We start from the raw sequence: 24,874 nt of genomic DNA on the forward strand, positions 1-24,874 counted from the left end.
GCGTGTTGTGCCCGCGGCTGAACGTGGAACCGCGGGCGCGGCGGGGGGCGGCGCCTCGGATGGGACCCAGGGGCAGCGGAAAGCTCCAGCACTGCGCGCGGAGATTCCCTGTTGGGTTTCCACCAGAGTTCCGGCCCGGTGCCGAGCAGGTCGGCACCGCGCACCCGTTGGCTTAGGATGCGTCGGACCGTTCGCCGCGCAACGCCGCGGGGATCGCGTCATCCAACGGGCCCGAAACGTGGAGGCGAGCCGATGGCAGGCGGCGAAGAGAAGTTGGCGTTCGTGATGGCCGGCGGTGGCAGTCTGGGCGCCATCCAGGTCGGCATGCTCCGCGCATTGGCGGCCCATCGTGTGGTGCCGGACCTGCTGGTGGGGGCCTCCGTCGGGGCGATCAACTCGGCCTACTTCGGCTGGTCGCCCGACGGCGAGGGTGTCGCTGGTCTCGAGCGCATCTGGCGTGGAATCACCCGCGGCACGATCTTCCCCTTCTCGCCGATGCGCAGCGTGCTGGGGATCTGCGCGGTGGGAGACAGCCTCGTGAAGCCCGACGGACTGCGGCGCATGCTCCAGCGCAATCTTCCCTACGAGCGCCTCGAGGACACCCAGGTGCCGGTCTACGCCGTGGCCACCGACATCCTGTCGGGGACCGAGGTGGTCGTGTCGAAGGGAGACGCGATCGATGCGCTCGTCGCCAGTGCGGCGATTCCCGGCATGTTCCCGCCGGCGCGCGTCGGTGACCGCGAGGTCGTGGACGGCGGTGTTGCCAGCAATACGCCGATCTCGGTGGCCGCCACGCTAGGCGCCACCCGGGTGGTGGTCCTGCCCGCGGGCTACGCCTGCGCGCTCGGCAAGCGGCCGCGCGGGCCTCTCGGCGTCGTGTTGAACTCCCTGAACCACATCATGTGCCGTCAGCTCGTGGTGGACGTCGAGCGCTTCCAGCGCGACATCGAGGTCCTGGTGGTGCCGCCTCTTTGCCCGTTGAAGGTGTCGTCGTCGGACTTCAGCCGTACGGAAGAGCTGATGGATGCGGGCGAGAGCACGACCGCGGCCTGGATCGACGACGGAGGGCTCGAGGGACGCACCGGCGATCCCTTCCCCATGCAGCTGATGCCCCACATCCACTGACGCGGGCCCGCGCGTCCCGGCGCTAGAGCTCGTCCTCGAGAATCACCGCGTTCGGCAGCTGATCCTCGCGCGGGGTCGGGGCCGGGAAGTGTCGCGCGAGGATCTCGCCGCAGCGTCGCAGGGCGGTGTCGAGACCGTCGACCGGTTGCCCGGCGTGCAATCCCTTCACCGCCAGGTCGACGACCTGCTGCCAGCTCTCGTCCGGATCCAGCACCGCGTTGATCCCCGCATCGCCCAGCACGATCACCCGGCGTTCGAGGAGCGAGACGAGGACCAGGATCCCGGTCTGTCGGCGGGTGCGCGCCAGCCCGTGCTCGGTGAACGCACGACGTGCGCGCTGCGCCAGGCGGTGCTCGACCCAGGGCCCGGGGAGCAGCAGGCGCCGCAGCGGTGCGAGCCGCGCCAGCGCGTGCCCGAGGGCGAGGGCCAAGCCCTGGACCCCGAGGTAGAGCCAGAAGGGCTGCGGCGGAAACGCGATCGCGACCCCGAGATAGGCCAGGAGCGCGAAGGTGACGCCGACGCGCCAGCCGACGTCGGCGTAGGCGTCACAGGCGGGGACCACCACGACGATCAACTCTCCTTCGGTCGCTCGTTCGACCTCGTGGATGGTGGCCTCGAGGCGCTCGCGTCCATCGGCATCGATCCAGGTGCTCGGCCGCATCGCCTACCAACCCCCCGAGGCGCCGCCGCCTCCGAAGCCTCCGCCTCCACCGCTGAAGCCACCGCCTCCGAAACCGCCACCGCCGAAGCCGCCCCCCCAGGCGCCGCCACGCCCATGCGAACCCAGCGAACCCGGGTGCCCCGGCCACCACATGCCGAACAGGAACGCCAGCACCGCCGCGACCCCGACCCACCATCCGAAGCCGGCCCAGAGAGTCGCCATACCGGCCGCGATCCCCGCACCCACCAGCGCACCCCCGACGCGTTTGCCACCGGAGAGAATGCGCGCCCAGATCCCGCCGAAGAACACGGCGAAGGCGAGCTCTTCGAGGGGCAAGCCGCCGCGGCGGGGCCTGCCGCGCTCGGGCAGGGGGAGGACTTCGCCGCGCGCCGCGGCGTCGAGCGCGTTCACCCCGGCCGTGATGCCCCCGGCCATGTCGCCGCGGCGAAACAGCGGGCGGATTCCATCCGAGATGATGCGCTTCGCCGTGACGTCCGGGATCGCCCCCTCGAGCCCATAGCCCACCTCGATGCGGATGCGGCGTTCGGCGATCGCGACGACGAGCAGCACGCCTTTGTCGAAGCCGGCGCGCCCGAGCCCCCAGCCTTCGGCCACGCGCAGCGCAAACTCCTCGATCGGCTCGCCCTCGAGCGACGGGACCGTGAGCACGGCCAGCTGATGGCTCGTCTCCTGCTCGAGGGCGGCCAGCTGCGACGCGAGCCGCGCCTCCGCGTCGGGTGCGAGCACGTCCGCCAGATCGGTGACGCGCGCCTCGAGGCGCGGCATCGGCTGCTGCGCGTGCGCGATCGCGGCGAGCAGGACCAGCCCGAGCGCCAGCCCACCGACCCCGCATCGCGTCAGAACTGCACCTCCGGCGCCGTCTCGGCACCCGGCTCCGCTTCGAAGTTCGGGCGGACCTCGGCGCCGAGCAGCCAGCGCGCCGTCAGGTTGGTCGGGAAGAAGCGCACGAGCTTGTTGTACTCGGCGACCTGATCGACGTAGCGCTTGCGCGCGACGGCGATGCGATTCTCGGTGCCCTCGAGCTGAGCCTGGAGGTCGCGGAAGGCCTCGGTCGCCTTGATGTCAGGGTAGCGTTCGACGGTGACGAGGAGCCGACCCAGCGAACGGGAGAGCTCGCCCTGGGCCGCCTGGTACTGCCGGAACATCTCGGCGTTCTCCAGCAGCTCGGGGCCGGCCTCGATCTTCGTCGCGCTGGCGCGGGCGCGCACGACCGCCTCGAGGGTCTCGCGCTCGAAATCGGCGGCGCCCTTCACTGTCGCGACCAGGTTCGGGATCAGGTCGGCGCGACGCTGGTACTGGTTGCTGACTTCCGACCAGGCGGCCTTCACCTCTTCGTCCGCACCCTGGATGCGGTTGTAGCCGCAGCCCTGGGGCGCCAGGGCCAATACGACGAGAAGGCAGGCCACGCGCGCGTAGCGAAGGCTCTGATTCACGAGGGTCTCCCGGTTGGGGGCAGTCGCGCGGAGTCGCGCGGGCCCGGAGCCCGGGAGTCTGCACCAGGGCGCCGCGGTCGTTCCACTGCATCCGGGCGCGATGGCGGCGAAAGACCGCGATGGCTTCGCGCCGTGGGTCAGGCCGCGGCTTTGTCGAGCAGGCGCTGGAGTTCGCCGCTCTCGTACATCTCGATCACGATGTCGCAGCCGCCCTGGAACTCACCGCCCACATAGAGCTGGGGAATCGTCGGCCACGACGAGAACGCCTTCACGCCTTCGCGGATTTCGGGGTCTTCGAGCACGTTCACCGTCTCGTACTCGGGGAGCAGCTGATCGAGGATCTGAACGACCGTTGCCGAGAACCCACACTGCGGCATGTGGCGGTGCCCTTTCATGAAGAGCAGGACCGGGTGGTCCTGCACGAGGGCGGCGATGCGGCTGCGCATGTCTTCGTTCATTGCGGGTCCTCCTTCGGAGTCGGCAGGGCGGTGAGTGGGGTGAGCCGCGACGGGTCGAGCCAGTGCAGCATGCTGCGCTCGTCGCGTTGAAGGTCGGCGAGGGACACGCCCTCGAGGGTGTCGCGCAGGGCCGCCTGGATCGTGCGCCAGAGCGCGCGGAGCGAGCAGTCGCTGCTTCGTACGCACTGGGGCTGCTGGCCGCCGTGGCAGGCGCAGAAGGCTTCGGAGAAGAAGGTGCCCCCGAGGACCTGGAGCGCGTTCCAGACGCTGATCTCGCGGGCCGGTCGCGCCAGACGGTAACCGCCGTCGGCACCGCGCACGCTCTCGACCAGCTTCCCGATCCGCAGCTCGCGCATCAGCTTCGCCGTGTACTGCGGCGAGAGCCCCTCGGCTTCGGCGATCGCGGAGATCGAGACCGGGGTCGCGTCGGGCCCGCCCGCCCGCGCCACTTGGAGCAGGCAGCGAAGGCCGTACTCTTCACTGGCCAGGAGCTGCACCCGGCTCAGGCTACGATACTATACCCGCGAGTCAACATTCCCCGCGGCTCCTTTCCCATGGGAGCGCGGCCTCCGTCTGGTTCTCCGTGCCTCCCCACACCGAGCCCTCCGAAACCCCCGCGTCCGCGTCGCCCGGTGCGCCGGCCCGAGACGCCCTGGGCCGTCGCCTGCACGACCTGCGGATCTCCGTGACGGATCGCTGCAACTTCCGCTGTCCCTACTGCATGCCTGCGGAGATCTACGGCGAGAAATATCAATTCCTGCCGCGGCCCCAGCTGCTGCGCTTCGAGGAGCTGGAGCGCCTGGCGCGCCTCTTCGTGGAGCTCGGGGCGGAGAAGATCCGCATCACCGGGGGCGAGCCGCTGCTGCGCACCGGCCTGCCCGACCTGATCGCCTCGCTGCGCGCGATCGAGGGGCTTCAGGATCTGACCCTCACCACCAACGGCTACCTGCTTCCGAAGCTCGCCCAGCCCCTCGCCGACGCGGGCCTCCAGCGGATCACCGTGAGCCTCGACAGCCACGACGAGGCGATCTTCCGCAAGATGAGCGGCCGCGACTTCAGCCCGGCGCGGGTTCTCGAGGGCATCGACGCGGCGGCCGCCGCCGGGCTGCGCCCGATCAAGATCAACTGCGTCGTGCAGAAGGGCGTGAACGATCACCAGATCGTCGAGCTCGCCCGCCACTTCCACGGCACCGGCCACATTCTGCGCTTCATCGAGTTCATGGATGTGGGCACGCTCAACGCCTGGGACCACTCCCAGGTGGTGACCGCCCAGGAGATCGTCGAACGCATCGACGCGGCCCTTCCCTTGGAGGCCCAGGACGCCAACTATGCCGGTGAGGTGGCCCGGCGCTGGCGCTACCGCGACGGCGGCGGAGAGATCGGCGTGATCGCATCGGTGTCCCAGCCCTTCTGCGGCGACTGCACTCGCGCGCGACTCACCATCGAGGGCCGCCTGGTCACCTGCCTCTTCGCTGCGGGGGGCGTCGATCTGCGCGGCCCGCTCCGCGACGGCGCCAGCGACGACGAACTGCGCGAGCGGATCGCCGACGTCTGGCACGCCCGCCGGGATCGCTACTCGGAGGAGCGTGCCGGGCTCGGCCCGGCGGACGCGTCCCGACCCCGCCCGAAGATCGAGATGTACCAGGTCGGCGGTTAGCGCTCGACGGCTCGCAACGGAGCCAATGCGCGTTCGAAGCCTGGCGCCTGCGAACGGCGTGGGGCGTTTCCGCGCGACCACGCTCGCAGGTCTCGTACGAGTCCAAGGCGCTCGAGCGCGAGCAGCATCGTCCAGCCCAAGTCGAACTCGCTCGGTTCCACGCCGAAGCGCGCGGAGTCTGGATGCGCGTGGTGGTTGTTGTGGAATCCTTCGCCGAAGGAGATCCATCCCAGCAACAGTGAGTTCGTGCCGACCTCGGTCGCGCCGGCGATATCGAAGCGCGATCGGCCGTGCTTGTGGGTCCAGAAACCGATGAACCAGTGGCCCACCACGCCGCCCGCGACACGAGCGGGACCCACCACCAAGGCCGTCTCCCACCCCCAGGTGCCGCCGACGAGAGCGAAGCCAAGGATCGGCCAGATCCACCACGTGCGTTCGCAGAATCGCAGGAACGGGTCGGACTCGATTTCCGGATCGAGCTCGTACCGGTCCCAGGACGCGGGTACGAAGCGGAAGTGCAGATTCCACAGGAAGTCACGCAGCAGGCTGTGTCGATACGCGAAGTAGCGCGGGCAATCGCTGCGGTTCTGCCAGTAGTCGCGAACGTGGTGGAGACGAATCCACGACAGGGGGCCGCCCAGACCCGTTAGCAGGAACAGGGACACCAGGAATCGCTGGAAGAATCGTGAGGTTCGATAGGTCCGATGGATGATTCCCCGGTGCAGGCCTACCGAGTGCCCCAGACAAAGTGTCGGAAGCGTGAGCAGGCAGGCCGCCAGGGCGTCCCCGATGGCGATACCTCGAGCCAATACGACACCGGCGGCCACCAGATGAAGCCAGAGCCACAGGGACTTCCCGGGAGCGAACTCGATGCGACCGATGGATCCCGACGCCGCAGCGCCGCCGTTCGTGACGGGTTGCAGGGCGTCGCGCGTCAGCGCGCTCGCGGGGTGTTCTAGACGGTGGGAAGTCGCGCTAGGCATCATTTCCTTCCGCTCCGAACTGGCTCTTCAAGAGTGCGATCATGGCGGCCGAGGCCATTGGGTTGTCGAGAACCTCCCGTCCCAGGCGGTCGACGGTGCGTAGGTACTCACCGATCGCCGCCAGTCGCGCGGCCCGCTCTGGGTCGTCGGCCTGCTCGGAGAGCGTTGCGAGGGCATCGAGCGCCTGATGCACGACGGGATCGAACTCGCGTCGCTTGCGCTCGCGGGCGATCGCGAGGGTTTGCTCGAAGAGATCGCCGCGGCTCTCGTAGTAGTCGCACCGGTCGCCTGGGCGCGACGACCGCTGCACGACTCCCCAACCGCGCAGCTCCTTCAAGCACATGCTCACGTTGCCCCGGCTCAGCCCGAGCCTTTCCGAGATCTCCGCTGGCGAGAGGGCGTGGCCCGAGCCGATCAGGAGCCCGCTGATCCGTGCGGTCGATGGGCTGAAACTGAACAGCCCCGCCATCGATGCCCAGGCATCGACGAACGCGGCTTCCGCAGATTCGGCAGTCGCTGACATGCAGTCACTGTATTTCAGAAATTTCTGAAATACAAGACTAGTCCGCAAAACGGGTCCCCGGTGGGAAACCGCGGGCCCGCTAGGAATTATCGTTCCGTCGAGATGGCAATCCGGTTCCTGTCCCGGGCCGGCAGAGCGCGTGCAGGCGAACTTGCAGAGCCGCGAAATCCCTGACTTTTCGGCTGCTTGCGGATCCCCCATCCGGGCGACACGAGATCGCGTCACCTGGTACGGAACTTGCTCTTGTCCTCCCCGTTCATTGGGCCCTCCTCGGGAAGGAGATCGAGACCATGGCGTTCCCTCCGGCACTGTGCCGACGCTCTTCTGTTTCGACACGCGGATCTGTCACGACTGGCCTGGTGGGCCTGGTCGCCGCGTGTCTGCTGGCTCCCGGCGCGGCCTCCGCGGCCACGACCCTGGACTTCGAGTTCCTGCTGAACGGCGAAGCTGGGCCCTACGTCGTCGTCACCCCCGACGGCACCGTCACGATCTCGGGCTCGGGCTCGAACCAGGGCGTCGCGGCCTTCGACACGAGCGACCCCGGCCCGAACGCCGGTGGCGAGGACACCGACCTGCTCGTGAACTCGGGCCTCGCGCTGATCCTGCAGGACGACAACGAGCCGACCCAGACCACCTCCGGCATCTTCGACGTGCCGGACGACGACGCGAACGGCGGCACGATCAGCTTCGTCTTCTCCCAGGCGGCGCAGCTCTTCTCGCTCGACCTGATCGACATCAACGGCAACGGCCCGGCCACCGTCACCCTCACCGACGGGGGAGGCAACAGCCGCATCTACGACGTGCCCTTCGATTGGACCGGCGACATCGCCCAGGGCGCGATCGGCATCCAGACCCTCGACCTCACGACGCTCGCCGCTCAGGTGGGTGTGGGTCCCGGGAATCCGCTGGCCACCGCGTCCCAGGATGCCGGCTTCGACGATACCGGTGTCGTCCAGCTCGACGTGTTCTTCGCCGGCTCGGCCGCCCTCGACAACCTGGTCTTCGTGCCCGAGCCCAGCACTGTGCTCCTGGTGGGGCTGGGCCTCGGGACTCTCGCGCTGCGCCGCCGCTCCTAACGCGCCAAGCTGCTCTCGCTTCGATCGAAACGCCCCGGCTCCCCTGGACCGGGGCGTTTCTCTTCGGGGCGTCTTCTCACCGCAGTCGCGCGCACCGAGCCGGTAGACTGACGGCCCGGGCCAGGCGTGCTGGCCCGCAAGGTGGAGGCCAGCGCGCGTGACCGCTCCACAGCGCTACCCCGCCTTCGACGCCCTGCGGGCGAGCGCGATGGAGCTGGGACTCGTCCTGCACGCGGCGGTTCCCTACACCCAGGGGTGTCCCTCGAGCTGGGCGGTTTGCGACCCGTCCCGCAGCGGCCTCTTCGATCTGGCGAACACCCTGATCCACGCGGTGCGGATGCCCGCGTTCTTCCTGATGTCCGGGTTCTTCGCCGCGCTCCTGTGGGATCGCGTGGGCACGCGCGCCTTCCTCCGCCATCGGGTGAAGCGGATCGTCGTGCCGTTCGTCGTGGCCTGTCTCGTCCTGGTGCCGCTGACCCGCGCGATCTGGATCTGGGGAGCGTTCGCGCGTCCCATCGACCCGGTGGTGGGGGACTTCATCGCCTCCCTGTCCGCTCACTTTCATGAGCACGGGCTCGGCGTCTTCGCGACGGTCTGGCACCTCTGGTTCCTGGAGTACCTGCTGATCCACACCGCCGTGTTCGTGGGTTGGCAGGGCCTCTTCGACGGGCGTTCGTTCCCAGGAACGGCGCGTCTCGGATCGGGGCTCACCGGTCGCGCGCGCGCCGTCTGGCTCGTGGTTCCCACGGCGATCGCGATGGGCTTCATGAGCGGTTGGAACGTCGACGGCGTCTCGGAGCTGGCGCCCGTTCCGCATCTGCTCGCCTACTACGGGCTCTTCTTCGCGGCGGGGGCCGTGCTGTTCTCGCGACGCGCCGAGCTCGACCGGCTCGCCCACGGCTGGCGTGCGCACCTGCTGGTCGCCGTGGCGGTCGTGCTGCCGGGGTTGATCGCGCTGAGCCGGGTCGCCGCGGGCGCGCCCGCGCCCTGGGTCGACGTCGCCGGGCGCGTCCTCTCCGCCGTGCTCACCTGCAGCTTGCTCTACGGCGTCGTGGGCTTCTTCTGGGTGCGCTTCTCGGACGCCCATCCGACCCAGCGCTACCTCTCGGACGCCGCCTACTTCGTCTACCTGACCCACTTCCCGCTGATCGCGGCGCTCGGGATCTGCGCGGCCTCCTGGCCGCTGCCGGCCGCGCTGAAGTTCGCCGGGGTGCTGGGCGTCAGCTTCCCTCTGCTACTGGCGCTGTATCACACGGGCGTGCGCTACCGGGGCTTGGGGCGTTGGCTCCACGGGCCGCGGGAGCGGCCCGTGGAAGGCCGGAGCTAGGCCCGGGCCCGCCGCGCGCGAGCCAAGGTCAGCACCGCTGCGACGATCGCGACAGCCTCGAAGCCCCGCGACGGTTCGGGCAGCAGCACCGGCTCACAGGCGTCTCCGGTGCCGTTCCCGTCGCCGTCTTCCTGGGCCAGGGAGCAGACGCCGCCCGCCCCGCAGTCGCCGTTCGCCGTGCAGGTGCCCCCGAGCGTTGCGGCGTCGCCCGCCGTGCAGGTGCCGAGCGACGCTCCGTTCGGCCAGCCGGGGCAGTTGTCGACGGCGTTCAGTGTGCCGTCCTGGTCACGGTCATTGCCCATCCGCACGCCCGAACCCGGCGGCACGCAGGAGAAGTTGATGTCCTGGGAGTTCGAGCCGGCGCCGCTCGTTCGCGCCAGGTTCTTCAGCGTGGCGAGCGCGATCGCCGCGCCGCCGTCGTCGGGCTGCATCATGCCGCCGACCTCGGCGTAGCTGCGCTGCGCGCCGCCCTCGACGGTGCTCGCGATCAGGTCGCACTCGGTGACGGGGCCGCCCAGGGTGGCCGACGAGAAGAAGGTACTGGCGCGCGTGTCGAGCAGATCGATGCGCCCGTTCACGCCGACCGTGATCGTGTCGCCCGCGCCGTTCAGGCTGCCATCACTACCTGGCCCGACGCTCATCTGCTGCCCGACCACCGGGGCCAGGTCGCTCGGAAAGGCGAGCATGAAGGCCTCGAGCTCCTCGATCTGGTTGGTCGTGAGAGCAAAGGGACCTTCGTTCAGGAAGTTGAAGAGCGTGTCGACCGCGCCGTCGTGCAGGAAGCCGAAACCGCGTACCTGGGGGCCGGTGTTCGTGGAACCGGTCACGCCGACGAGCCCGAACATGCCGACCTTCTGATACATGTTGCGCAGGTGAGCGACCTTGAAGAGCTGGGGCTCACCCTCGAAGGTCTGCGACCCGCCCGACCCGAAGAATCCGAATCCCGGGTTCAACACGTGGCAGAAGTTGCAGGTGATGCTCGCGTCCGAGGGGTTCGTGAAGTAGACGGTCTCGCCGTTCGCTTCTTCGGGGGTCTGGGTGCCGTCGATGGCGGCCACCGGGTTCGGCGGCTGCATGAGCTGCATCGTGAAGTCGGTGAACTTCTGCATCTCGGTCGTGGCGATGAGGCCTTCGTGTCCGATCAGGCCCTCGAACGCGACGATGAAGTTGTTGAAGGAGAGCGCTTCATCGCAGTCGCCGGCGGCCGGGCTCACGCACGGGGAGGGCGCCGGGTTGAAGAAGCCGTTGCTGCGGTCGCCGCGCCAGTGCAGGGCGCCGTGGGTCGACATGCCGCGTAGCGTCTGGGTCGTCATCGGCCCCTTCATCGGGTGGAAGTCGGGCCCGGTGCCCGGGCCTGCGCCGAGTACGTCCTGCGGGTTCGACGTCGACGGGTCGTCCGGGTTGCCGAGATTCCAGGCGAGGCTGTCGAAGTCGCCGAAGATGTGGCAGCTGGCGCACGAGGCCTCGCCGTTCCCCGAGGTGTTGACGGCGTCGTAGAGCACCGGGCGACCGTCGACGACGGAATCCGGCTCGGCGGTCGGCATCCGCACGGTCTGCACCGTGGTGGTGAACGCGCCGCCCACCTTGATCATCGACACGCTGTTGTCGAAGCGGGTGTAGACGTAGAGCCGATCGCCAGCGGTGTTGAGGGCGAGGCCGGCCGGACCGCCACCGGTGGGGATGTAGTTGGCGCTCTCCACCGTGGGGTCGAAATTCGTCTCGAAGTTCGCGTCCTCGAGATCGGACGCGTCGAACACGCCGATCTTTGCCGAGCCGAACGCGGCGACGTAGACCTTCTGATCCGGGCCCACCACCGCTTGTACGGGAGTCGCGAGGCTGTGGGGGATCTGGGCGGCGATCGCCGCATGGTTGGCACCGGCGTCGGTGTGGAGCTGGCCGTAGTCGATGTGCTGGTTCAGGTGCTGAGGATCGGGCGCCGTCATCGGGGCGGCCGGATCGATGACGGTGATGCGCGACTCGGCCAGGTGGCCCTGCACCGTGGTCCCGCCGTGATCGCCTGGCCCTTCGAAGCGCACTTCGTTCCGCGCTTCCGTGTTGGTGACGTAGAGCTTCCCGGTCGTCGGGTTGAGCACCATGTTGAAGAGGATCGTTCCCACCGAGGTGAACACGCTGCCCGAGGCCAACGTGTTCGCGTTGACGGCGAAGACGTCCTGGTCGGGCAGCTCGAGCTCGACGGCCGCGTTCCAGGAGCAGCCCTGGGCATCGACCCAATCGGATCCGTTGAACTGAACGATCAGTCCGCTCTGGGGGGCCGAATCGCCATTGGCGTTGTCGCTCGGGCCCGGCACGCCGGTACCGACGCCGCCCCCGCCGCAGCTGTTGGTAAACGCGTTCGGCACCGCCGTTTCGGGGATCGCCGTGGTTTGATTGCCCGAGTGGAAGGCCGCGACGTAGACGGTGGTGCCATCGGTCGCGAGGGCGCGCGGCGTGTCCGCGAAGAAGCTGAGGAGCTCGACCGGCACACCGCCGAGGGCCGCACCGGGCGACGCGGCGTCGAATACCCAGACGTCGGCGCGTCCGATGCCCTCGGTCGTGAGCTGGGGATCGCCCGCCCCGGTCACCGCAGAAATCGACCCATCGATGCGGTGCTGGCCCCGGTGGGCGGTGGTGATGAAGGCCCGCTCGGGCGTGCCCGCGAACACCAGGTCGCGGGGCTCGTCGCCGACCAGCAGGGTGCGCGTGACACGGGGCGGCGTGCTGCCCACGTCGACGATGCTCACGCTGTCGGAGAGATGGTTCACCACCCAGACTTCGCTGTCGGTTCGGGCGACGGCCGTGACCGGCTCGAGGCCGACGGGCACGCTCCCTGCCGGAGTCAGCTCGCCTTCTGCGTCGACGTCGAAGATCTCGAGGTGGCCCTCCGGTGTGTTCGCCACGAAGAGCTTCTGCCCGTTCGGCGACAGGGCGACCGGCCGGACCGGGCCACTCTCGAACAGGACGTAGGCGGGCTGGGCATGCCCGGCAGACGCGAAAAGGAGCAGGAACAGCAGAGCTGCCGCCGCGCGAGGGACAGCGGCGCGGGCACCACGCATGGGACCTCCGGAAATTGGGACGGCCCATTGTGCCCAAGGCGGCGCGCCAACGGGTGGTTTTCGCGGGGCCGGGAGCTGGCGGCCCCGTGGGGTGGGAGGGTTCTCCGACTCTGGGTCGGACCCGGGCCGGGCGCCGATCCGAGCACTGGCCCCTGCTGCCCGCGCGGGGTTGGACCTTCTCCGGGAGACCCGGCGAAGCGATACTCGGCGCCCCAACCGTCGGAGGATCCATGGGTCAGCGCCAACGCTTCCTCGAGCTTCACAAGACGCCCTTCATCATCCCCAACCCCTGGGATCGCGGCTCGGTGCGGCTGCTCGAGACGGCCGGGTTTCCCGCCCTCGCCACCACCAGTGCCGGGTTCGCGGGCACCCGCGGGCGGCTGGATGGGGACGTGACCCGCGACGAGGTGCTCGCCCACGCGCGCGACCTCGTCGGTGTCACCGAGTTGCCGATCTCTGCCGATCTCGAGAACGGGTTCGGAGACCGTCCCGAGGACGCGGCCGAGACGATCCGCGGCGCGGCCGAGACCGGGCTCGCGGGTGGCTCGATCGAGGACTACGGCGGACCCGACGTCGGTCTCTATCCGGCCGAGTTGGCGGCCGAGCGCATTCGTGCGGCGGTGGAGGCGAACCAGGGGCTCGAGGAGCCGCTGGTTCTGACGGCTCGCGCCGAGAATCACTTCCGGGGCCATCCGGATCTGGCAGACACCATCACGCGCTTGCAGGCGTTCCAGGAGGCCGGCGCCGATGTGCTCTACGCGCCGGGTCTCTCGAGCCTGGAGGACTTCCGGAGCGTCGTCGCATCGGTGGACCGTCCGATCAACGGGCTCATCCTGCCGGGGGGTCCCTCCGTGCCCGAGCTGTTCGAGGCGGGCGTCACGCGCGTCTCGACGGGGAGTGCCCTCCACATGGCGACCCAGGCGGCGCTGCTCGAGGCGGCCCAGGAGTTGCTGGGCGCGGGCACCCACGCGTTCTGGCAGCGAGCGCTCGCCCACGCCGGATCCGTTCGCGACGCCTTGAGCTGACCCTTTCTTCTGGACTCCTCGGTCATCCCGACCCTCGGTTCTCCGGACTCCTCGGCTCGCGTCCCGGCGGGAGCGAGTGATAGGGTTGGCGCCCGAAGGAGCTTCCATGACGATTCGCACCGGTTTCATCGGCCTCGGCAATCAGGGCAAGCCCATCGCCGCGCACCTGGCGCCTGCGGGCTTCGAGACGACGGTCTTCGACATCGCGCCCGAACCGGTGGCCGAGTTGACCGCCGGGGGAGCCAAGGCCGCGGCCACACCACGCGAACTCGGGACCCAGGCCGACATCGTCGGGATCTGCGTGCCCGAGGACGATCACGTCCGCCAGGTCGCGCTCGGCGACGACGGACTCGTGGCCGGAATGTCGGCGGGCGGCGTGATCCTGATTCACAGTACGGTGTTGCCCGAGACCGCGGCCGAGGTCGCGGCAGCCGCGGCCGAGAAGCAGGTGGCCGTGATGGACGCCTGCGTCACCGGAGGCGCGGCGCGCGCCCAGAACAAGCAGATCACCTACCTGATCGGCGGGCCGGAAGACGCCTTGGAGAAGGCGCGGCCCTACCTCGAGGCCACCAGCGAGGTTCCCCTCGTGCATGCCGGGGAACTCGGCAGCGGTGCGAAGCTGAAGCTCTGCATCAATCTCATCACCTACATCCAGTGGGCGGCGGCCTACGAATCGATGGCGCTGGCCCGGGCCGTCGGGTTGCCCCAGGAGGTTCTCGAGCAGGCGGGTCGCGCGAACGGTCAGCTCACCGACATGATGGTGATGTACCTCGCCACGCACAAAGCGCCCGAGGACGTGCGGACGAGCGACGGCTTTCAGGCGTTGATGCGAAACCACATGAACATCGCCGAGAAGGATCTCGCCTGGGCGCTCACGCTGGCGCGCAAGTCGGGGGTGTCGCTGCCCGTCGGCTCGCTGGTCTCCCAGTCGATGGCGCGGCTCTACGGCGTGACCGACCCGGCGCGCCGCTGATGCGCGGCGGTCCATCGCCGCGGCGGCCGTCGACCGCTCGGGATCATCTCAGGACCCGAAGGGCAGCTGGCGCGGACGCACGCCCGGCCGGTCCTCCAGCTGGTCGACCCGGCTCTCGCCGTCGCGGCAGATCGGGGTCCCGTTCACGAGCACGTGGCGGATTCCGCTCGGGGTGTCGGCCGTGAGGCGGTCGGCGTTGGCCGGGAAGTCGCGCACTCGACGCAGCTTCCCGGGCCCGACCGTGTTCGGATCGAAGACGCACACGTCGGCGTGGGCGCCGGGGGTGAGCACGCCGCGATCTTCGAAGCGGAAAATCGAGGCAGGCTCGGACGTGAGCTTGCGGACGGCTTCGGAGAGCGGCAGCACGCCGCGTTCCCGCACCCAGTTGCCCAGCAGGTCGGTGGGGAGCGGTGCGTCGCAGAGCATGCCGACGTGGGCTCCGGCGTCTGAGAGTCCGATCGCCATCTGTTCCTGCTGGAGGAGATGGGCGATGCCTTCTTCGTCGTCGTTCGCCTGCACGTAGCGGAAGCGCGTCTCGAGGTTCTCTTCCAGAGAGAGGGCGATCATCGTGTCGAGCGGAGACTCGCCCCGCTCCTTCGCCAGGTCGACGAGCTTGCGATCGATCAGGTCGGTGTGCACGTTGCTCTCGGCGAGCTCGAAGTTCTCCCAGCGCGTGGGCAGCGGGGTGTTCGCCAGTTCGTCGAGCGCCCGGGATCGCCAGGCCGCGTCGCGGTAGGCGGCTTCGCGTTCGGCGCGCGTTCCCGCGTGGAGGGCCGCGAAGCACGCGGCCTGATCGAAGGGGAAAGGCTCTTTGAGCTGGGTCTGGAGCGTGATCTTGCGACACGAGATCTGGGGCCAGACGTCGGTGCCCTCGGCGAGCTGCTCCGCGTGGATCTTCGAGCCGTGCTGCCAGAGTCCCGGGATCGCGAGCAGGGCCGTGTAGGTCACCGGCACGCCGACGCGTCGCTGGAAGGCGTAGATCGTGTCGAAGGCGAACCCCTCGCCCAGCGTGGCTTCGATCACGCCGCGTCCGAGCTTCGCGAGTTCCTTGCCGAGCGCTTCGAACTCGGACAGCTCGGCGAGACGGCTGCACACCGGCTTGCCGTCGATGCCGACGTGGGTCGGCGCGAAGCTCGACGCCAGGCCAACGGCGCCGGCCTGCATGGCCTCGCGCACGGAGCTGGCCATCGCCGTCACCTCGTCGTCGGTGGCGGCGCGCTCGTAGGCGTCCGCGCCCATGTGAAAGAGACGCAGGGCGGTGTGCCCGATGTAGGCGCCGTAGTTCAGGACGGTGCCCCGCCGCTCCACCGATGCCAGGTACTCCGGGAAGGTCTCGAAGTCCCAAGGAATCCCTTCCATCAAGGAGGCGGGATTCATGTCCTCGACCTTCTCGAGGGTCAGCGCGATCGTCTCGCGGTCGGCTGCGCGGGTCGGGGCGACCGAGAAGCCGCAGTTCCCCGCGACGACGGTGGTCACGCCGTGGAAGCAGGACGGGGTGAGGGCCGGGTCCCAGAAGACCTGGGCGTCGTAGTGGGTGTGGATGTCGATGAAGCCGGGCGTCACGACGGCGCCGCTGGCATCCAGTTCGGTGTCGCCCGAGAGCTGGGTCCCGATCTCGGCCACGCGGCCGTCTTCGATGCGGACGTCGGCGTCGAAGCCCGGACGGCCCGTGCCGTCGATTACGCTGCCGCCGCGGATCACGAGGGAGGACATCGCTTCACTCCTGGTCTGCGCCACGAGCCGCGGGCCAGGAGCAGCCGGCGGTGGGGGCGCGGAGAGCGATTCTACCGCGGGCGCGCGCAGGGCGGGGTGCGGATCGGTCGGAAGCGGGTGCTAGGGCTTCCAGGCCGTCCCAGCGGAGGGTCCCGGCGCACCGAAGGTCTCGAAGCCCGGCAGGAAGAGCAGGAAGTCCTCACCGGAAACGGCCCCGTCGGTGTTCATGTCCGTGCCGATCCCGGGATCGACGCCCGTCTGGTAGGCGGGCAGAAAGTTGTCGCCGAAGTCTTCTGAGTCGCAGAGATTGTCCTGGTTGAAGTCGCAGTCGCAGCCATTCCCGAAGCCGTCGGAGTCCGTGTCCCCCTGCGACGGGTTGGAGATCAGCGTGCAGTTGTCGACATCGTCGGTCAGGCCATCGCCGTCCGTGTCGACGACCAGCTGCGGCGCGATCCAGGCCGCGCGATCCGAAACGCGAACGGCGAACGCCGACGTCGGGCGCGGGGCGAAGGGGTTGAACGGCACCAGGAACTCGGAACCCGCCTCGCCGATGTAGAGGCCACCGTACTCCCAGAGCATCGCGTCGAAGACGATCCCGGACGGGCCACCGACGTTCTGTTGGAAGGGGCCGGTCACCGAGGAGCTGATGCCGGCGAGCTCCCAGGCGCCGTCGACCGTGTCGAAGACGAGCCAGGGACCGCTCGAGTCGCCCCCGGAGATGTGGCACTCGTTCGCGACGCCGCCGGAGGCGTTGAAGTCGGCGGCGATCAGCGGTCCGAGCTGGGGGTCGTTGACGAAGCGCTCGATGCGGTTGCGGCCCCAGGACCAGACCCCGCTGCCACCCCATTCGAACCCGCGCAACTGCCCGGAGACGAACACGTTCGGCCCCGCGCCGCCGCCCCTGCCGAACACGGTCATGGTGGCGTTCAGCTCGGAGCTGCCCGTGTAGAGGGGCACCCAGGAGGCGAACAGGCCGCTGATGCGCCAGAGGCGCAGGTCCGACGCGGGATCGTCGACGAACCCGATCGTCGTGTAGGTGCCCTGGTTGGGGCCAGCGTCGAAAGTGATCGTCTGGCCGACGCTGCCGCCGATGTGCTTCGCCGCGAGGAAGTGACGCGGACCCACGGCGGTCGCCAGGAAGCCACCGAACACGCCGGCGTCCTGCACCACCGCCGCCTCACCGTTCAGGCCGGCGCTGGTGGTGTTCTGTGCCGGCTGCTGCCCGTTGAGGACGACAACTCCGGTCGCCGTGAGCGGCAGCCAGCCGAGAACCAGTGCGATCGCTAGGGCGAGGGAGCCGGTGCGTCGCTTCCCTTGCTTAGCAGCGCCCACGGTCGTGGCGGCGCCAAATGCCGAGACCGCCCAGGGCGAAGCTCAGGAGCAGACCCGTCGAAGGCTCCGGAACGACCGAACCGGGCCCGAGGAACGTGAAGGTCATGCCCTCGGTGTTGGTCAGTGAGCTGACGCCGGCGCCCGTGTTGTTCAGCGTGATCAGGATCGAGATCTGGATCTCGGTGGCCGAGGCCGTCTCGAAGCCCGGGAAGCCGCCGAGGATGGTGCCGACATCGAAGACGAAGCTGTTGTTCCAGGTGCCGCCGGGGACGCTCAGGACCTGGTTGTACGGGGTCGTCGTGGAGTTCACCGGCGCCGTGCCGCCGAGGTTCGTTTCCGTGATGTCGACGGTGACGCTCGCGTCCACCACCGAGGTGCCGGTGAAGACGTTCGCGATGCCGTCCATGTCGACGATGAACTGGTCGATCAGGAAGCGGTCCGGGCCCGGGCCGTCGGGGTCGAGCGTGCGAACCGTGAAGTTCAGCTGCTCGAAGGCCAAGCCGCCGGGGCCGGCGACGATGCTCGGGTTGAAGTCGAGGGTGTCGAGGTTCGTGGTCGGCGTGCCGAAGCCGCCGCCGAAATCGGTCACCTGGAGGAACTCGACGGTGTCCGAAGTGAAGTCGCCGTAGTTGACGGCGAGGGCGCTGGTGGGCGCCAGGAGCAGAAGGACGGCGGCGAGAGCAAATCCGCGTGCACAGCGAGAGGCAATCATCTTCAGGGTCCCCTTCCCAAGGGTTGAAAACGCTTCGTGGAAGGAGCCCGGCCGCGCGGCTCGAAAAGCGGCCGCGGCAGGCGCTGGATCGCGCCCCTTCCCAGTCGCGCGAGGTTGCAATCTTAATGCCATGGCGGAAAACAGGGGGAGCTTTTTCGGGTAAAAATTCCCTATTGAAATTGAGAGGTTACGCCTATTCCCCGCGTGCTCGAGAGCCGGCAAGTGAGCGGCAGGCGGCACGCAGCGGAACACGGAAGGGGTTTTCCACCGGGCGATGGAAACGCGTTTCCGTTTTCCCCTAGGGGCCAAGCGGCCTGCCGATCCTCGTGCTCACCGAGCGCCGGGCCGGAGTACCCTGCCGGCCCGCGCGTAGCCCCCGGGCATCGACGGACCCGAGGCCCGGGAGCGCGGACGAGTTGGAGGAGCCCATGGCACGGGGACGCCGTCTCGCAGGAAGCCTGATCGGGGTGGCCGCCCTGTTGGCGTGCAGCGGCGAGCACCAGGGGCCGGGAGCCGTGACCGAGCATGCGCTCGATCCCGGCTGGGAGCGGGCTCCCGACGCGGCTCAGTCCGCCGTGCGCGCGGAAAACGGCTTGCCCGACGACAGCCAGGTGCTGTTCGGCGACCTCCACACCCACACCACCTTCTCCCCCGACGCGTTCATCATGTCGCTGCCGATGCTCGGGGGGAGCGGTGTCCACCCTCCCGCCGACGCCTGCGACTTCGCGCGGTTCTGCGCCGATCTGGACTTCTGGAGCATCAACGACCACGCCGAGGGCATCTCGCCGCGCCACTGGTCCGACACGATCGACGCCATCACCGAGTGCAACCGCGTGGCCGGCTCCGGGGACACACCGGATCTCGTGAGTTTCCTGGGCTGGGAATGGAGCCAGGTCGGTCCGACGCCGGAAGAGCACTACGGACACAAGAACGTGGTGCTCCTCGAAACCGATCGGACGCGGGTTCCCGCCCGCCCGATCGCGGCACCCCGCCCCCAGTTTCGCGCCATGTCGTTCGGTCCGGTGGCGACCCTCGCCCTGGCCACCCTGCATTTCTCGGAGCGTCAGCGGATCTTCGACTACGGCTACTACACCGACGCGTTGCAGGCAGTGCCCGCCTGCGACGCCGGGGTCGACCCGCGTGAGCTGCCTCTCGATTGTCACGAAGTTGCGCCGGATCCGAGCACGCTCCACGCGAAGCTCGACGCCTGGGACACGCCATCGATCGTGATCCCCCACGGCACGAGCTGGGGCCTGATGACACCGCGCGGGTTCTCCCTCGAACGCGAACTCGCCGCGGGACAACACGACCCGTCGCGTCAGCGCCTCTTCGAGATCTATTCGGGGCACGGCAGCGCCGAGCCCTACCGCGACTGGGCGGCCGAGGGGCCCGGGGAGGCGGCGATGTGTCCCGTGCCGACGCCGGACTATCTGCCTTGCTGCTGGCGCGCCGGTGAGATCATCCGGGAACGCTGCGAGCGCGAGTCGGGCGAGGACTGCGACGCCCGCGCCCAGACGGCGCAACGTCACTACCTCGAGGCCGGAGCGTCGGGTTTCCAGACCGTCCCCGGCGCCGAGGTCGCCGACTGGCTCGACTGCGATCAGTGTCGCGATTGTTTCAACCCGGCCTTCTCCCATCGTCCCGCCGGGTCCGCCCAGGCGGCGACCGCGTTCGCCTCCACCGACGGGCCGGGCGGCGCCGAACGCCGCTACCGGTTCGGGTTCATCGGCTCGAGCGACACCCACGACGCGAGACCGGGCAACGGCTTCAAGGAGTTCGCGCGCCTCGAGAACACGGAGGCGTCGCCGGTGCGCAACGGCAGCGGCGACGATCCCGTCGCCGAGTCGCGCCCGATCGACTGGGCGAAGATCGGAACCGCGGGGCGGCGCTACATGGAGCGCGCGGCGTCGTACCTGTACACGGGAGGGCTCGCCGCGGTGCACGCCCGCGGGCGCGATCGCGAAGCGATCTGGGATGCCTTCGAGCGACGCGAGGTCTACGGGACGTCGGGGGACCGGATTCTCCTGTGGTTCGATCTCATGAACAGCGCGGAGGGTCCCCAGCCGATGGGCGCCTGGGTCCAGGACTTCGCCGATACGCCGCGCTTCCGTGTCGCAGCGGCGGGCGCCTTCGAACAACGCCCGGGCTGCCCCGATCCGGTGCATGACGCGCTCACCCCCGAGCGACTCGAGGCGCTGTGTCTCGGCGAGTGCTTCCACCCCGGCGAACGCCGTCGACGCATCACCCGCATCGAGGTGGTGCGCATCCGGGCGAGCGCCGGCGCGTCGCCCGTCGAGACGCGGGTCGAAGACCCCTGGCGGGTGTTGCCCTGTGAAGACGCAGGCGATGGCTGCCGCGTCGAGTTCGAAGACCCGGAGTTTACGTCCGCAGAGGGAGAGGTCGCCTACTACGTGCGCGCGATCCAGGAACCGACGCCGGCCGTGAATGCCGGCGGGGTCCGCTGCACCACCGACGACGCGGGGGACTGTCTCGAGGTCGACCCCTGCTACGGCGACGACCGCACGTCGCCCGAGGACGACTGCCTCGCGGACAATGAGGAGCGCGCCTGGTCGTCGCCGATCTTCGTCACCCCGGCCGCCGCGCCCGTCTCGGAAGCGACGGCGGCGCTGCCGCGCGCCGCCGGGCTGTCGGCGGCAATGCGATAAGCTTCGCCGCCGTGTTCCGCGACCGACGTCCGCTGATCATCGCCATCCTGGTGCTCGCGCTGAGTGCCGTGCTCGGTGCCCTGCGCTTCTCGCGCACCGAGTCGCCTCCGCCCGTCGAGACCTCCGCGCCCGCACCCGTCGACGTGCCCGCGCCCTAGCACGGTCGGAGCGCGGCTCAGATCAGCTGGGATTCCCGTCCGCGGGCGACGAAGCGCTCGCGGAGTGCAGCGATGTCCGCCGCTTCCAGCCGACGCAGCGCGGCACCGCGTTCGGGGCGGTACCACACGGTCTCGTCGCACTCCCAGCGTTCGGCCCGCAGCTGGCGCTTCTGCACCTTGCTGGTCTGGGTCACCGGCAGCGCGGTACTCAGCCGGACGTAGCGGGGCGTCCACTTGGTGCCGAGGTCGGCCTGCTCGGCGAGGAAGGCGTCGAAGGCGGCGGGGTCGAACCCGTCGGGATCGGTCACCTCCAGGGCGGCCATCACCTGGTCGCCCACCTCTTCGTCGGGCACCGCGTACACGGCGGACAGCACCACCCCCGGGTAGCGCGCGAGGATGCGCTCGACGGGCGCGGCGGAGAAGTTCTCGCCGTCCACGCGCAGCCACTCGAAGTCGCGGCCGGCGAAGTAGATGAAGCCGTCGGCGTCGCGATAGGCGAGGTCGCCGGTCCAGTACATGCCGTCGCGCATGCGCTGGGCGTTCGCTTCGTCGTTGTTGTAGTAGCCCTCGAAGAGCGCGCGTCCGCCGGTGTTGACGAGCTCCCCGATGGCTTCCTCGGCGTTCAGCAGGCGACCCGAATCATCGAACCGAGCCGGCGGGCACTCGTTCCCTGTTTCCGCATCGAGCACGCGGGTGGCGTCGTCGCCGCGTCCGAGCGATCCCTTCGGCATGTCGGGCGTGCGCTGGACGGCGACACCGGTTTCGGTCGACCCGTAACCGTCGACGACTTCGGTGGCGAAACGCTTCGCGAAGCGCTCGATGTCGAGGTCGGCGGCCTCGTTGCCGAAGACGACCCGCAGCGGGTTGTCCGCGTCGTCGGGGCGCTCGGGTTGGGCGAGGATGTAGGAGAGCGGCTTGCCCACGTAGTTGAAGTAGGTGCAACCGTACTTCTTGATGTCAGGGATCGTGCCCGACGCCGAGAACTTCCGGCGCAGGACGGCGGTGCCGCCGACGACGATCGTGGGTGCGGTGCCGGTGAACAGCCCGTTGCTGTGGAACATTGGCATCGACTGGTAGGAGACCGTGTTCTCGTCGAGGGCGAGTCGGCCCGCGAGATTTTGGGCGACGAGCGACAGCTTCCCCTGGCTGCAGATCACCGCCTTCGGTGCGCCACTCGTGCCCGAGGTGAAGAGCAGAAGCAGGAGGTCGCTCATCTCGACCTCGACGTCGGGAATGTCGGCCCCGGCGTAGGGCGCGAGCGTTTCCGCGAAGGCCGGCGTGTCGACGTCGAGGATGCGATCGGCGGGGACGTCGGTGTCGAGGCCCGCGAGCAGGTCGCGGTGGGCGGCTTCGGTCACGATCCAGCCACAGTCGGTGTGGCGGATGTCGCGGGCGAGCTCGGCGCCGCGGCGGGTCGGGTTGATGCCGACGATGACGCCCTTCGCGAGCGCGGCGGCGCCGATCCACATCGGGAAGTCGGGGACGTTGTCGAGCAGGACGCCCACGTGCAGGGGGCCGTCGCCCCGATTCGCCAGCAGGTACGCGGCGCGCTGGGCGCAGCCCGCGACGAACGCGCGGTAGCTGAGCGTCTGATCCTCGAAGCGCAGGGCAGGGCGGTCGTCGTCGCGGCGCGCGACGATCCAATGACGGAACGGGACCAACTCCAAAGCGGCTGCCTCCAGTCGGGGTCGTGGGGGGGTGAACGCGGACGCGACGAGGCGCAGGCCGGAAGGAGCTCAGCGCAGGGCGGCGCGTTCGATGCGGACCGGAATGTTGCTCATCCGCGGCAGCCCTGAAAAGGGGTCGTATTCGCGTTCGACGGAAGTCAGGCGGCCGGTATTACTGCCGAGCTCGGCGACGTCGTCGTCGTCGGTGGCCCCGCCGAAGGCGTGGCTCATCGAGACGAGGCCGCGACGCAGGCTGGCGTCGGCTTCGACGATGCCGTCGATGCGCGCGTGGTCGGACACGATCGACACGCGATCGCCGGGCGCGAGGCCGAGGGTGGCCAGCTCGTCCGGGTGCAGGAAGGCCGGGTTGTAGCGCCACTTGCGCTGGAGCGCGGGGAGGTCGCGCGCCGAGGAGTTGTACGCATTCATCATGCGCCGGGAGATCAAGCGCAGCGGGTACGCTTCGCCAGGCTCCACGCGCGCTTCGGCGGACAGTCCAGCCAGCGCGGCGAGCATGTCGGTGTTGCCGACGTCGAGGCGTCCGGTCCAGCCGGCGTCCTTCGGGGCCACGTGCACGGCCGGCTCGGGGAAGGTGGCGCCGTGGGGATGGCGCTTGAGCTCCTCGAAGGAGATGCGCGCGTCGCGCATCAGGATGGCGAAGATGTCCTCGGAACTCGGCTTGTCGTCCATGTCGAGGGGAATCGGTTCGCCGCGTGCCGGCCCGGTCAGTGCCATTTGCTTCAGCGCGAGCGGCAGCTGCATGCGGCGGGCCGTCTCGTAGAAGAACTCCCATTCCTCGACGACGTCGGAGCCCTCGGGCGGCGCCACCAGGGCCGGCGTGTACTGGCCGTAGGCTTCCGGGTAACCGAAGCCGACACCGTAGAGCGCCAGGTAGTCCTGATTGAGCGTGATGCCCGGCATCTCGAGGGAGTGCTTCGCCGCGATCACGTAGTCGGCGAGTTGCGCGGTCGCCGACATCTTGATGTCGATCTGGACCAGCAGGTCGAGCTTCTCGAGCGCCGCGAGCGTCTTCCGCTGGTCGGGCCACGCGGCGACCGGATTGCCGCCGAGGTTCACCAGGGCCCGCACCCGCCCCTCGCCCTCCAGCAGGATCTCGTCCGCGAGCGCCGGGGTCGGCATACCCGCCGCCGTGTTGGTGAAACCGCGTACGCGAAGCTTCTCGCCGAAGCCCCAGGCCGGCCAGGGGGGCAGCGCCTGTGCCTTCGCGGAGAAGGTAGGGACGACCGCGCCCGGGTTGGCGACGCGCTCGCCGGCGCGCAGCCAGCGGCCGCACACCGTGTTGAGGCACAGCAGCAGGTACTCGAAGAGCGTGCCGTTGCCCGACATGTTCGGGCCGGTCCCGGCCGTGGCGACGCCGCGCCCCGCGGTGGCGAAGAGGCGCGCGGCGGCGATCAGGGCGTCGGGCTCGAGGTCGGCGCGGCGCGCGACCTCGGCAGGGGTGAACGGCGCGATCGCGGCCCGCAGGGCATCCAGGCCCCCGACGTGCTCCTCGCAGAACCCGGCGTCGTGTAGCCCCTCTTCCAGGATGACGTGCAGCAGCGCCGCCACGATCGCCGCATCTTCCCCGGGGCGCGGTTGCAGGTAGTGCTGGGCGCGGCGGGCGGTCTCCGTGCGGCGCGGATCGATCGCGATCAGACGCAAGCCGCGCGCCAGGGCGTCCTCCAGGAACCGGCCCGGATTGCCCTGGGGGATCCCGCCCGACATCGCGACCAGCGGGTTGACGCCGATCAGCAGCGCGACGTCGGCCGTGGCGAAGTCCTGGAAGGGCGCCATCCACATCCCGTGGAGTGCCTGGGCCAGCGCCTTCCCGGGTTGATCGATGGTGTTCGAGTTGAACGCCATCCGAGATCCGAGGGCCTTCATCCACGCGGTGGCCAGGGTCCCGTTTGCCGGGTTGGCGGTGCTGAAGGTGCCGCTGTAGAGCGCAATCGAGCGCGGGCCGTAGGTCTCGCGGATTCGGGCGAGTCGCTCGGCGATCTCGTCGAAGGCCTGCGTAGAAGGAATGGGCCGGTGCTGCCCCGCCGCGTCGCGCTTCTGGCTGTGGAGGAGCCGCTCCGGGTGTCGGCGCGCCTCCAGCAGCTGCTGGCCCTTCACGCAGAAGTAGCCCTGGTAGACGGGGTTCTCGCGGTCCCCGCGGACCGCGACCGGTTCGCCGTCCTCGAAGTCGACGAGCATCGCGCAGGCGTTGAAACAGAATCGGCAGTACGAGGGGCGGGTTTCTCGGGCCATCCTCCTCATTTTCGCACACCGTTGCCGGTGCGTGAGGCGGCAGCTTCGAAGCCCTACACGC

Annotated in this window: 21 protein-coding genes; 8 read left to right on the top strand and 13 right to left on the bottom strand. The window is 69.4% G+C overall.

What is annotated here, in order from left to right; translation table 11 throughout:
• Window positions 1–252 precede the first annotated feature (252 nt).
• The gene (locus tag AAF430_08195) at window positions 253–1,125 is read left to right on the top strand and encodes a patatin-like phospholipase family protein (GenBank protein MEM7410197.1); all 873 of its coding nucleotides are present in this window, start codon (window positions 253–255) and stop codon (window positions 1,123–1,125) included.
• Between the two features lie 22 nt (window positions 1,126–1,147).
• Here the strand turns inward: AAF430_08195 and AAF430_08200 are convergent, their stop codons facing one another.
• The 5 genes from AAF430_08200 to AAF430_08220 all read right to left on the bottom strand — a co-directional run bounded on the left by AAF430_08200 (window position 1,148) and on the right by AAF430_08220 (window position 4,195).
• Complete coding sequence (locus AAF430_08200) at window positions 1,148–1,786, bottom strand: hypothetical protein (protein MEM7410198.1); 639 nt, start codon at window positions 1,784–1,786, stop codon at window positions 1,148–1,150.
• A 3-nt stretch (window positions 1,787–1,789) separates the two neighbouring features.
• A complete protein-coding gene (locus tag AAF430_08205) occupies window positions 1,790–2,572 on the bottom strand; it encodes a TPM domain-containing protein (protein ID MEM7410199.1) in 783 nt (260 codons plus the stop codon).
• Between the two features lie 71 nt (window positions 2,573–2,643).
• Window positions 2,644–3,240: a LemA family protein gene (locus tag AAF430_08210; protein ID MEM7410200.1), complete on the bottom strand. Its 597-nt coding sequence runs from the start codon at window positions 3,238–3,240 to the stop codon at window positions 2,644–2,646.
• Window positions 3,241–3,377: 137 nt separating this feature from the next.
• Window positions 3,378–3,698: a Grx4 family monothiol glutaredoxin gene (grxD, locus tag AAF430_08215; GenBank protein ID MEM7410201.1), complete on the bottom strand. Its 321-nt coding sequence runs from the start codon at window positions 3,696–3,698 to the stop codon at window positions 3,378–3,380.
• Window positions 3,695–4,195, bottom strand: coding sequence for an Rrf2 family transcriptional regulator (locus AAF430_08220; GenBank protein ID MEM7410202.1), 501 nt, complete (start codon window positions 4,193–4,195; stop codon window positions 3,695–3,697). Before AAF430_08220 ends, grxD begins: the two co-directional genes overlap by 4 nt.
• 86 nt (window positions 4,196–4,281) lie before the next feature.
• On the opposite strand from AAF430_08220, the gene moaA reads away from it, so the two are divergent.
• Window positions 4,282–5,355, top strand: a complete 1,074-nt coding sequence (gene moaA / locus AAF430_08225) for a GTP 3',8-cyclase MoaA (GenBank protein ID MEM7410203.1) — start codon at window positions 4,282–4,284, stop codon at window positions 5,353–5,355.
• On the opposite strand, the gene AAF430_08230 is transcribed toward moaA, so the two are convergent.
• Both AAF430_08230 and AAF430_08235 read right to left on the bottom strand, forming a co-directional pair.
• Window positions 5,352–6,338, bottom strand: a complete 987-nt coding sequence (locus AAF430_08230; GenBank protein MEM7410204.1) for a fatty acid desaturase — start codon at window positions 6,336–6,338, stop codon at window positions 5,352–5,354. The genes moaA and AAF430_08230 overlap by 4 nt on opposite strands.
• Entirely contained in the window at window positions 6,331–6,861 is a 531-nt protein-coding gene (locus tag AAF430_08235) for a MarR family transcriptional regulator (GenBank protein ID MEM7410205.1), read from the bottom strand. The genes AAF430_08230 and AAF430_08235 overlap by 8 nt, the downstream gene beginning before the upstream one ends.
• A 359-nt stretch (window positions 6,862–7,220) precedes the next feature.
• Between AAF430_08235 and AAF430_08240 the strand changes: the two genes are divergently transcribed.
• Both AAF430_08240 and AAF430_08245 read left to right on the top strand, forming a co-directional pair.
• Window positions 7,221–7,937, top strand: coding sequence for a PEP-CTERM sorting domain-containing protein (locus tag AAF430_08240; protein MEM7410206.1), 717 nt, complete (start codon window positions 7,221–7,223; stop codon window positions 7,935–7,937).
• A 157-nt stretch (window positions 7,938–8,094) separates the two neighbouring features.
• Window positions 8,095–9,264, top strand: a complete 1,170-nt coding sequence (locus tag AAF430_08245; protein MEM7410207.1) for an acyltransferase family protein — start codon at window positions 8,095–8,097, stop codon at window positions 9,262–9,264.
• Here the strand turns inward: AAF430_08245 and AAF430_08250 are convergent.
• The gene (locus tag AAF430_08250) at window positions 9,261–12,317 is read right to left on the bottom strand and encodes a hypothetical protein (GenBank protein ID MEM7410208.1); all 3,057 of its coding nucleotides are present in this window, start codon (window positions 12,315–12,317) and stop codon (window positions 9,261–9,263) included. The two genes, AAF430_08245 and AAF430_08250, sit on opposite strands and share 4 nt — an antisense overlap.
• A gap of 230 nt (window positions 12,318–12,547) precedes the next feature.
• Here AAF430_08250 and AAF430_08255 point away from each other — a divergent pair, with 230 nt between their 5' ends.
• Both AAF430_08255 and AAF430_08260 read left to right on the top strand, forming a co-directional pair.
• Window positions 12,548–13,342 (top strand): isocitrate lyase/phosphoenolpyruvate mutase family protein, encoded by a 795-nt coding sequence (locus tag AAF430_08255; GenBank protein MEM7410209.1) that lies wholly within the window; start codon window positions 12,548–12,550, stop codon window positions 13,340–13,342.
• Window positions 13,343–13,448: 106 nt separating this feature from the next.
• Window positions 13,449–14,315 carry an NAD(P)-dependent oxidoreductase gene (locus AAF430_08260; GenBank protein MEM7410210.1) on the top strand — a complete coding sequence of 289 codons (867 nt, stop codon included), beginning with the start codon at window positions 13,449–13,451 and terminating at the stop codon, window positions 14,313–14,315.
• 48 nt (window positions 14,316–14,363) lie between these two features.
• Here AAF430_08260 and AAF430_08265 read toward each other — a convergent pair whose 3' ends face one another.
• From AAF430_08265 to AAF430_08275, 3 genes are all read right to left on the bottom strand, one after another.
• Entirely contained in the window at window positions 14,364–16,028 is a 1,665-nt protein-coding gene (locus AAF430_08265) for an amidohydrolase family protein (GenBank protein ID MEM7410211.1), read from the bottom strand.
• A 120-nt stretch (window positions 16,029–16,148) separates the two neighbouring features.
• The gene (locus tag AAF430_08270) at window positions 16,149–17,360 is read right to left on the bottom strand and encodes a hypothetical protein (GenBank protein ID MEM7410212.1); all 1,212 of its coding nucleotides are present in this window, start codon (window positions 17,358–17,360) and stop codon (window positions 16,149–16,151) included.
• On the bottom strand, window positions 17,347–18,072 hold the full coding sequence (locus AAF430_08275) for a PEP-CTERM sorting domain-containing protein (protein MEM7410213.1): 726 nt from the start codon (window positions 18,070–18,072) through the stop codon (window positions 17,347–17,349). Before AAF430_08275 ends, AAF430_08270 begins: the two co-directional genes overlap by 14 nt.
• 428 nt (window positions 18,073–18,500) lie before the next feature.
• On the opposite strand from AAF430_08275, the gene AAF430_08280 reads away from it, so the two are divergent.
• Both AAF430_08280 and AAF430_08285 read left to right on the top strand, forming a co-directional pair.
• Window positions 18,501–20,738, top strand: a complete 2,238-nt coding sequence (locus tag AAF430_08280) for a DUF3604 domain-containing protein (GenBank protein ID MEM7410214.1) — start codon at window positions 18,501–18,503, stop codon at window positions 20,736–20,738.
• A gap of 11 nt (window positions 20,739–20,749) precedes the next feature.
• On the top strand, window positions 20,750–20,896 hold the full coding sequence (locus AAF430_08285; protein ID MEM7410215.1) for a hypothetical protein: 147 nt from the start codon (window positions 20,750–20,752) through the stop codon (window positions 20,894–20,896).
• Between the two features lie 17 nt (window positions 20,897–20,913).
• On the opposite strand, the gene AAF430_08290 is transcribed toward AAF430_08285, so the two are convergent.
• Together AAF430_08290 and AAF430_08295 are read right to left on the bottom strand one after the other, a co-directional pair.
• Complete coding sequence (locus tag AAF430_08290) at window positions 20,914–22,563, bottom strand: AMP-binding protein (protein MEM7410216.1); 1,650 nt, start codon at window positions 22,561–22,563, stop codon at window positions 20,914–20,916.
• Between the two features lie 69 nt (window positions 22,564–22,632).
• Window positions 22,633–24,813 carry a molybdopterin-dependent oxidoreductase gene (locus AAF430_08295; GenBank protein MEM7410217.1) on the bottom strand — a complete coding sequence of 727 codons (2,181 nt, stop codon included), beginning with the start codon at window positions 24,811–24,813 and terminating at the stop codon, window positions 22,633–22,635.
• Window positions 24,814–24,874 lie beyond the last annotated feature (61 nt).

The sequence above is a fragment of the Myxococcota bacterium genome (assembly GCA_039030075.1).
GTDB lineage: Bacteria > Myxococcota_A > UBA9160 > UBA9160 > SMWR01 > JAHEJV01.

Bases quoted from the DNA above. Each gene is read 5' to 3' on its own strand.
- AAF430_08280 (MEM7410214.1), top strand. From the start codon at position 18,501: ATGGCACGGGGACGCCGTCTCGCAGGAAGCCTGATCGGGGTGGCCGCC.
- grxD (MEM7410201.1), bottom strand. From the start codon at position 3,698: ATGAACGAAGACATGCGCAGCCGCATCGCCGCCCTCGTGCAGGACCAC.
- AAF430_08255 (MEM7410209.1), top strand. From the start codon at position 12,548: ATGGGTCAGCGCCAACGCTTCCTCGAGCTTCACAAGACGCCCTTCATC.
- AAF430_08205 (MEM7410199.1), bottom strand. From the start codon at position 2,572: ATGCCGCGCCTCGAGGCGCGCGTCACCGATCTGGCGGACGTGCTCGCA.
- AAF430_08200 (MEM7410198.1), bottom strand. From the start codon at position 1,786: ATGCGGCCGAGCACCTGGATCGATGCCGATGGACGCGAGCGCCTCGAG.
- AAF430_08250 (MEM7410208.1), bottom strand. From the start codon at position 12,317: ATGCGTGGTGCCCGCGCCGCTGTCCCTCGCGCGGCGGCAGCTCTGCTG.
- AAF430_08230 (MEM7410204.1), bottom strand. From the start codon at position 6,338: ATGCCTAGCGCGACTTCCCACCGTCTAGAACACCCCGCGAGCGCGCTG.
- AAF430_08260 (MEM7410210.1), top strand. From the start codon at position 13,449: ATGACGATTCGCACCGGTTTCATCGGCCTCGGCAATCAGGGCAAGCCC.
- AAF430_08265 (MEM7410211.1), bottom strand. From the start codon at position 16,028: ATGTCCTCCCTCGTGATCCGCGGCGGCAGCGTAATCGACGGCACGGGC.
- AAF430_08275 (MEM7410213.1), bottom strand. From the start codon at position 18,072: ATGATTGCCTCTCGCTGTGCACGCGGATTTGCTCTCGCCGCCGTCCTT.
- AAF430_08235 (MEM7410205.1), bottom strand. From the start codon at position 6,861: ATGTCAGCGACTGCCGAATCTGCGGAAGCCGCGTTCGTCGATGCCTGG.
- AAF430_08195 (MEM7410197.1), top strand. From the start codon at position 253: ATGGCAGGCGGCGAAGAGAAGTTGGCGTTCGTGATGGCCGGCGGTGGC.
- AAF430_08295 (MEM7410217.1), bottom strand. From the start codon at position 24,813: ATGGCCCGAGAAACCCGCCCCTCGTACTGCCGATTCTGTTTCAACGCC.